The organism is bacterium (genome assembly GCA_023135785.1).
Classification (GTDB): domain Bacteria; phylum CAIJMQ01; class CAIJMQ01; order CAIJMQ01; family CAIJMQ01; genus CAZNJA01.
Genome location: JAGLSL010000015.1, coordinates 1 through 8,166, shown reverse-complemented (window position 1 = coordinate 8,166; position 8,166 = coordinate 1). Strand labels below are relative to the sequence as shown.

The 8,166-nt window shown below is 37.8% G+C and carries 7 protein-coding genes; 5 read left to right on the top strand and 2 right to left on the bottom strand.

The genetic code is table 11. The annotated features are described in order from the left end of the window. Positions 1-229 precede the first annotated feature (229 nt). From KAS42_01440 to trpC, 4 genes are read left to right on the top strand one after another with little or no spacing between them, the layout of a single operon-like run. The gene (locus KAS42_01440) at positions 230-808 is read left to right on the top strand and encodes an aminodeoxychorismate/anthranilate synthase component II (GenBank protein MCK4904895.1); all 579 of its coding nucleotides are present in this window, start codon (positions 230-232) and stop codon (positions 806-808) included. A 22-nt stretch (positions 809-830) separates the two neighbouring features. Beyond that, positions 831-1,115: a transcriptional coactivator p15/PC4 family protein gene (locus tag KAS42_01435; protein ID MCK4904894.1), complete on the top strand. Its 285-nt coding sequence runs from the start codon at positions 831-833 to the stop codon at positions 1,113-1,115. Beyond that, the gene (trpD, locus tag KAS42_01430) at positions 1,112-2,116 is read left to right on the top strand and encodes an anthranilate phosphoribosyltransferase (protein ID MCK4904893.1); all 1,005 of its coding nucleotides are present in this window, start codon (positions 1,112-1,114) and stop codon (positions 2,114-2,116) included. Before KAS42_01435 ends, trpD begins: the two co-directional genes overlap by 4 nt. Before the next feature lie 16 nt (positions 2,117-2,132). After that, positions 2,133-2,912, top strand: a complete 780-nt coding sequence (gene trpC / locus KAS42_01425) for an indole-3-glycerol phosphate synthase TrpC (GenBank protein ID MCK4904892.1) — start codon at positions 2,133-2,135, stop codon at positions 2,910-2,912. A 255-nt stretch (positions 2,913-3,167) separates the two neighbouring features. On the opposite strand, the gene KAS42_01420 is transcribed toward trpC, so the two are convergent. After that, the gene (locus KAS42_01420; protein MCK4904891.1) at positions 3,168-3,833 is read right to left on the bottom strand and encodes a hypothetical protein; all 666 of its coding nucleotides are present in this window, start codon (positions 3,831-3,833) and stop codon (positions 3,168-3,170) included. 389 nt (positions 3,834-4,222) lie between these two features. On the opposite strand from KAS42_01420, the gene KAS42_01415 reads away from it, so the two are divergent. After that, the gene (locus KAS42_01415; protein ID MCK4904890.1) at positions 4,223-7,624 is read left to right on the top strand and encodes a hypothetical protein; all 3,402 of its coding nucleotides are present in this window, start codon (positions 4,223-4,225) and stop codon (positions 7,622-7,624) included. A gap of 113 nt (positions 7,625-7,737) precedes the next feature. On the opposite strand, the gene KAS42_01410 is transcribed toward KAS42_01415, so the two are convergent. Further along, the coding region (locus KAS42_01410; protein MCK4904889.1) for a hypothetical protein at positions 7,738-8,166 on the bottom strand (429 nt) is incomplete at its 5' end.

The window sequence follows — 8,166 nt, the reverse complement described above, 5'->3', positions numbered from 1 at the left end:
CAAAATGACAAATCAAAGTTCAAAAAGGAAGAAGGTTAATCAGGTAACGTTGTGACGAAACCCGTATCGTTATTCGGTTACGTTTCTCGTCTTAAAACATGTAACCTTAACCCAATTACAAAACGGGTATCGTGACCTTAACCGTCGCCCAATTTTACATTTTAATATGTAATTTTAATTTTTGATATTTGATTTTTAATTTAAAAGTGACATTAAGTAGAGGAGAAATATGATTCTTGTAATAGATAATTATGACTCATTTGTCTACAACCTTGTTCAGTATCTTGGTGAACTCGGCGCGGATTTGAAAGTTTATCGTAACGATAAAATAACAATTCGCCAAATAAAAGAATTAAAACCGGAAAAAATAGTAATATCCCCGGGGCCAGGCAGACCCGAAAACGCAGGGATATCATGTGAACTTATAAAAACGTTCGCGCCTAAAATTCCCATCCTGGGAGTGTGTTTGGGACACCAAGCTCTCGGTTATACATTTAAAGGAAAAATCATCGGAGCAAAAGAACTTATGCACGGAAAAACTTCAATGATTTATCATAAAAACAAGGGTATTTTTCAAAATATCCCGTCTCCATTTGAAGCAACGAGATACCATTCCCTGATAGTGGAAAAAAAGTCTCTGCCAGATTGTTTTAAAATCACGGCATGGACTAAAAAAGGTAAAAACATAGACGAGATTATGGCAATGCAACATACCCAATATCCTTCTTTCGGAGTACAGTTTCATCCCGAATCAATACTCACACAAGCGGGAAAACTTATAATTAAAAATTTTATAGATATTAAATAATTTCACAAAGGAGGGAAATAAAATGCAAAAAATAATAAAAGACATAGAAAAAAATGCCAACAATAAAATCAGGGTGAGTATATCGGAATTCAAAGGAAATAATTATGTAGATGTACGTGTTTTCTACGAAGATGACGAGGGGGAATACAAGCCAACTAAAAAAGGCGTGGCTTTTAGACCAGAACTGATATCGCAAGTAATAGACGGGTTGCTTCAGGCAGAAAAAGAAATAAAAAACCTTCCAGTCCCGGAAAATCCAGCACTTAAGGAAGAACAAGAAGCATCAGAACCCAAAGAAAAAAAATGATTAAAGAAGCGATTTCAAAACTTGTAGACAAAAAAAATCTCACAAAAGACGAAGCCAAAGAAGCTATGAGTGAAATTATGAAAGGAGAAACCACTCCTTCTCAAATTTCGGCTTTCATAACGGCTCTTCGCATGAAAACAGAAGTAGTCGATGAAATCACGGGTTGCGCCGAGGCTATGCGCAATGCTTCATTAAAATTAAATATAAATGCGAACACAATAGTAGATACCTGCGGAACGGGCGGCGATAAAACCAACACCTTTAATATTTCCACTGCAGTTGCCTTTGTCGCCGCAGGCGGCGAATTAACTGTGGCAAAACACGGAAACCGTTCGGCATCAAGTCAATGCGGAAGCGCAGATGTGCTTGAACGTTTAGGTGTCAACATCAATACTAAACCGGAAAAAGCAAAGGAATGTATTGAAAAAATAGGAATTGGATTTCTTTTTGCGCAAATATATCATCCTGCCATGAAATACGCTATGCCCACAAGAAAAGAGCTCGGTATACGCACAATATTTAATATTTTAGGTCCTCTTACCAATCCAGCCGGCGCTAATGTACAACTACTTGGTGTTCCTTCAGCAGATTTGACTGAAATGATAGCTAATGTTTTAAAGGATTTGGGAACAAAAGCATCACTCGTTGTGCACGGAAAAGGTTTTGACGAAATATCCACTACAGACAAAACTCTTATCTGTGAAGTTAAAGAAGGCAAAGTCAACACATATCATATCCAACCCGAAGATTTTGGCATCCCAAAAACAACCCTAAAAGAGTTGCAAGGAGGAGATGTGGACAAAAATGTACACATTATGATGGGCGTATTGGAAGGAAAAAAGGGGCCACATCGAGATATTGTTCTTCTTAATGCCGGCGCTTTATTCTATATTGCAGGCAAGACCAACAATATAAAAGAAGGAATTAAAATCGCCGAAGAATCAATAGATTCCGGTAATGCATTGAATAAGCTAAAAGATTTGATAAGAATGACAAACTAAATTCAAAAATAAAATTATGAATAATATTCTATCTACCATAATTGAAAGAACAGAATACAGAATACAGACAAAAAAGAGTAAGTTGCCTTTAGAAGCTATAAAAGAAAAAATTTCCACCCTACCTCCTACAAGAAATTTTTCCGCAGTTTTGGAAGACAAGCAAAATATAAATCTTATTTGTGAAGTTAAAAAAGCCTCGCCGTCAAAGGGGCTGATATTAAAAGACTATGACCCCGTAAAAATAGCTAAAATTTATGAAGAATCCGGCGCAAAGGCAATATCAGTATTAACAGAAAGCGATTTTTTCTTGGGGTCCTTAAATGATTTAAAAGACGTAAAGAATAATACAAGTGTGCCTATTCTAAGGAAAGATTTTATTATAGACCCGTATCAGATTTACGAAAGCAAGTTTTTTGGCGCTGACTGTATTCTCTTAATAGCGCGAATACTTGAGAAAAAAGAGTTAACAAATTTAATAGCAATGGCAAAAAATTTAAATCTTTGTTCTTTGGTAGAAGTTCATAGTAAAAACGACCTTAAAAAGGCGATAGAATGTGAAGCAGAAAATATAGGTATTAATAATAGAAATTTAGACAGCTTGAAAGTGAATATAAAAACTTCCCTATCTCTTTTTCCATTAATTCCCGTTGAAAAAAGAGTAGTAAGTGAATCGGGAATAAAAGGAAAAAAAGAAATCGAGACGATTAAAAACTGCGGAATCAATTCTTTTCTGATAGGGGAATCACTTCTTACATCTTCAAATATAAAGGATAAGATAAAAGAACTCTTGTCCTGAATGGCAAATGCAAGAATTAGCAGATAACATAGGAAATAAGATAGATATACGGTAGATATGTGTAGAAATAGATAGAGATATGTTGTTAAAGGATTGAAAACTAAAAAAAATACATACTATAACTTCAAAAAATTAAGGATACAGGCAATATATTTCAAGATATTTCCATGTATTTCGATTTATTTCTATCTTGTTTAGTGTCCAAAATTGTACAACCGCAATGCTTGAACTGTAATATTTTAGTTTTACTTGTCTTTAAAATAGTGTTTCTACCCTACCTGGGACATGCAATCCGAGCATCCAATGATAGAAATTCAAAGTCCATATATCCTTATCTTTTCCTAAATGCCAATGCTCTCCAAGCCCGACAAAATATATGCTTCCCTTACCATATGGAACTCTACCTGCAAAAACATCTTTCTTTATATAGGCAATAATTTCCGTTCCTATAGGATATTGTGATAAATAAACATAAGAGTTGCTTTTACCTTTAAATATTATTCTTTCGACATTATTGTTAACCCGATGATTAGCTAATTTTACTTTCAAACCTGTCTTGCCCGCTATCTTCATTTTGCCTGAGAATAACGGAGCATATTTCCAAATATCAATATCTCCCCACAGCAGTATTTTTTGACCGCCTCTAATCCATCCTAAAAGAATATTTTTTTCGGTGGGAGAAATATCCCTCATATCAAAATCAAAACGATATGCATCGCCGCCTAATTCCGGTTGTTTAACCAAAGATTCAATCATATCTTTTGTAATAGTAACTATTCTTGGACGAGAACCATTTACAATATCCTGATGATATAATTTTAGAACTTCTGGCGGAACAGTTCCTTTATAATTTTCAGCCTGCGCAAATACCAAACATACAGAAACAACCAAAAACATAACAACTAAAATTTGTTTACACATCCTTTATCCCTCCTGTTGTAATACATTATAGATGATTACACAGATTTTCAAAAGATTTAAAAGTAAATTACCCCGCCATAAAGGGCGAGGCATTAAAAAATGACGATATCTATTCCCACCTCGGAGGTGGGAATATTTTCATATACACAAGATTGCACCATTACAATTATGCGCATGTATAGCTTGTACAATAAATATTGTATTTACACCCTTTCCGCATTGCTGATGAACAAATATACACAAAGGATTTGACAAGCATGATATAATTCCATCCGAATGATAAAAGAAACAATTTGCCATATCAAACTACCTTTTTACTTTCTTTCAATCCCAATTTTAAATAGTAACCTTTTGAAAAAATATTCTTTAACTAATAAAGGAGAAGTAAAATGAAGATTAAATTTTTAACTTTTGTTTTAGTTTTAAGTTTAGTTGGGTTGTGGGGTATTAACAGCGAAAGTTACGCGAAGCTCTCCCCTACTCCAACCAAACTCGCAAGTTTAGATTCTGACAATGATAGCTATAGCAACTTCTGCGAAGTCCTGCATAAATCAGACCCGCAGGATAAAGAAAGCACACCTAAAGAAAATATCACAATCAATGTTCCTTCAGATGTAAAAACAATTCAAGGGGCAATAAATATAACTATAGACGGTGATACAATTGCAGTTTCTCAAGGCAAATATAAAGGCAACATAAATTTCAACGGAAAATCAATCACTTTAACCTCAATAGACCCGCTCAACACCGATATAGTTGCCAATACTATTATTGAAGGAACTGATACTGGAAGTGTTGTTACAATAGACAGCAATTCAGCGTTAAAAGGATTTACAATCACAAGTAAAGATTTAGATTGTAGGGGAATATACTGTAAAGATGCTTCTCCCACAATAGAAAACTGCACTATTATAGATAACCAAACCACTGAAAGTGGTGGAGGAATATACTCTACCGACAATTCCAGTCCGCAAATAATAAACTGTATCATAACAGGGAACAAAGACTCAACCAAAAGTAAAGGCATATCATCGCAAATTCATGGCGGCACACCAATTATCAGAATATCTTTGATTAACGGTTTGGGGCTGGTGGACAATACGGCTGTAATAACAAATACAGAAACTACAAATGAACAAGCGGTTGCTACTGACGAAGTTACACCGACAGAACCTATAATACCAATCACTCCTGATGAAACTCCATCTACACCAGTCGAACCACAATCTGCAACTATAATTCTAAAACTTGAAAATTCCGATGCCACAACCACCGATATAGATGAATATACCCCATATGCAGTTCATTTCACCGGAGCAATAATGGCCGACGAATGGGACTCAATCGGTTGGTCTAAAGCTTTCGTTCTAGATAACTTGAGCGATATTATTGAACCTGGCGAATATCCGGACACTGCTGAAGCAATTCCTGACGCGGTTTACCACACCCTTGATGGAATTGCTATTCACGCAGACACAAGAGTAATTGTTTATTCGCAACCCAATTTCGGGGGAGATATTCTACTTGACAAAATCGGACCGGCAATTATCAATAACATTCATTGGATAAATGATTCGCGTTACAACGTTGTAATGACTGAAGACTGGACTGAGCCTTTACAGAGTGAATTCCCTCAGTCTGTTAGAGAGTGGAGTGAAACTGATATGTATGCCAATAACTATCTCTGGGGACACGGTTCTTTCAAGATAATAGTAATTGAAGAGTGTCAAGGATGGTGGTATGTTGATGATGATGCTCCTGATACGGGAACCGGAACAACATGGGATACTGCCTTTACATATCTACAGGATGCGCTTAATAACTCTGAGATTCAAGCCGGTGATCAGATTCGTGTAGGACAAGGCACATATAAACCTGACCAGGGAGATACTGTCATACTTGGCAACCGTTCAGCCACATTTCAGCTAATCAATGGTGTAACTGTCAAAGGCGGCTATGCAGGACTAGATTATGTAGAACTCGGCGCACCAGGCGCCTATACACGTGATATAGCACACTACGAAACCATACTAAGCGGGGATATTGGAATACCGGATAATATAATTGACAATAGTTACCACGTTGTCGAAGGAAGTGGCACCGATACCACAGCAGTCCTTGACGGTTTCACTATTACAGGTGGAAATGCAAACGGTGGCAATCAAGATGATTTTGGCGGTGGGATGTATAATCAGTCTGGTAGCCCTACGGTAACAGGATGCACATTCACTTTCAACACAGCCTTCAGCGGTGGTGGGGGTATGTACAACAAAGAAAATAGCAACCCAGCGCTGACCAACTGCACATTTATTAGCAATTCGGCTGATTTCGGCGGTGGGATGTATAATAAGTCTGGTAGCAGTCCGATCTTAATTAACTGCATATTCAACGGAAACGCAGGGATAGGACCTTCTTATGGTGACGCCGGTGGGATAGCCAACCAGTCATCTTCTTCTATACTTATCAACTGCACGTTCAGCAATAATATCGCCTCAAGCTCCCGTAGTAGCAATGGTGGAGGAATGGCCAACCAAATATGTCCTTCAGGATATCCGAAGCTAATTAACTGTACCTTCAGGGGCAATCAATCCGCGACGAGAGGCGGTGGGCTACACAATTACAAAAGCAATCCAACGCTCACCAACTGTATCTTCTGGGATAACCATGCTGGTATTGATGGTGACGAGATATACAAGTACTTTTCTTCTAAGCCGACCATTACTTACTCTAATATAAAAGGTGGCTATACAGGAGAAGGCAACATCAATGTTGACCCATTATTTATGGATGCAAGTAATCCTGCAGGCGCAGATGGCATCTTCCGCACATCCGACGATGGTTTACGGTTAGATGAGCAAGGAAGTCCGTGTATTGATGTTGCGAATGATAGTAAAGCTCCTGTTACTGACATATTAGGCAATCAGCGTTTTGATGTTCCCGGAATCGGTTCTTCAGGTGTATTGGCTGACATGGGCGCGTATGAAACTCCATTAAATGATGAGTGTCAGTATGCCTTTAAAGCTATTATAAATCAGGAATACTCCGGCTCTATTGAAGCCTCAGATGAAAGCCGTTGGTATTCATTCACACCGGAAAATAGCAGAAGCGTAGATATCAGCCTTTGCGGCAGTGATTTTTCCACCACGCTAACAGTATATGATGGGTGCGGAGGAGAACAACTGGCATACAATGATTACTCTACCGTTTGCTGGCCTCAATCTCATATTTCAGCATTTGACATAGTAGCGGGTAACACTTATATAATCAGGGTGGCAGGTTACGGTAGTGCCACGGGAAATTATGTGCTGACAATACCTGTATGCGAATTAGTAGTAAACGGGGATTTTGAAACTACAATAACAACAGACTGGAATCTATGGTATCTGCCGCATCCGAATGAAGGGCATTGGAATCTAACAGGAGGATACATATATACAGTTGGAGCCTGGTATAATGTAGAATCATATTTACAAATTGCCCAGCCTGACAGTGCTTTGAACAGAATACTCCCAGGAATAGAATCTGACTACGATTTGGGCATAGTTCCCGGAAGAGAGTATCAGGTTCAGTTTGATATAGGATACGTTCACATAATACCTAGTGAATTCAGATCTGATGGAGCATATGCAACGATTGGAGGAGTAGATATTCCCATTGCTTATGTTGGGCATTACAATGAAACAATAACTGCTGAAACTACGGGGAATCTTCAATTTGTAATTCCACCTTATGCATTACCTCGTTTCCAGGTAGATAATGTTTCTGTTATGGACTTGGAATACTGTTTTTAAATATCTGGAGCAGAATGCTCTTGACAATCCAGATATTGAGGCTGGCAATTAGATACGGGTAGTGGAATATAAACCTTAGTTTTATACTAAAAGATAAGTGTGGCGCATTAAGCCTACTTTCTTTTAACTACAAGATACAGGTCAGCGCCGTTTTTCCCTTGTCCCTGCAGCCGTAGTTTCGTTCCTTCTTTTGTTCTGGGGGGAATTTTCACATGAAGAACCTTGCCATCTCTTTTGGTTATTTTTTTGCCTGTTCCTTTTATAAGTTCTTCCGCAGTAAAGGAAATATTCAAATATACATCTTGGCGACTAATCGTTTGTCTGCCTGTATGAAACAGCGAATCGAAAATATCGTCCAGATTGATCGCCTTAAAGGTCTGACCACTGCCATCGTTTATAACAGTTACTCTTGTTCGTGTTCTGCCGCCGGGACCAGAAATATTGGAGAAAAGGTCGTCAAAACCTCTGACCCCGCTGCTTCTTCCAAAACCATCAAAAACATCTTTTACATTACCGAAATCAAATCCCTTAAAAATATCTTC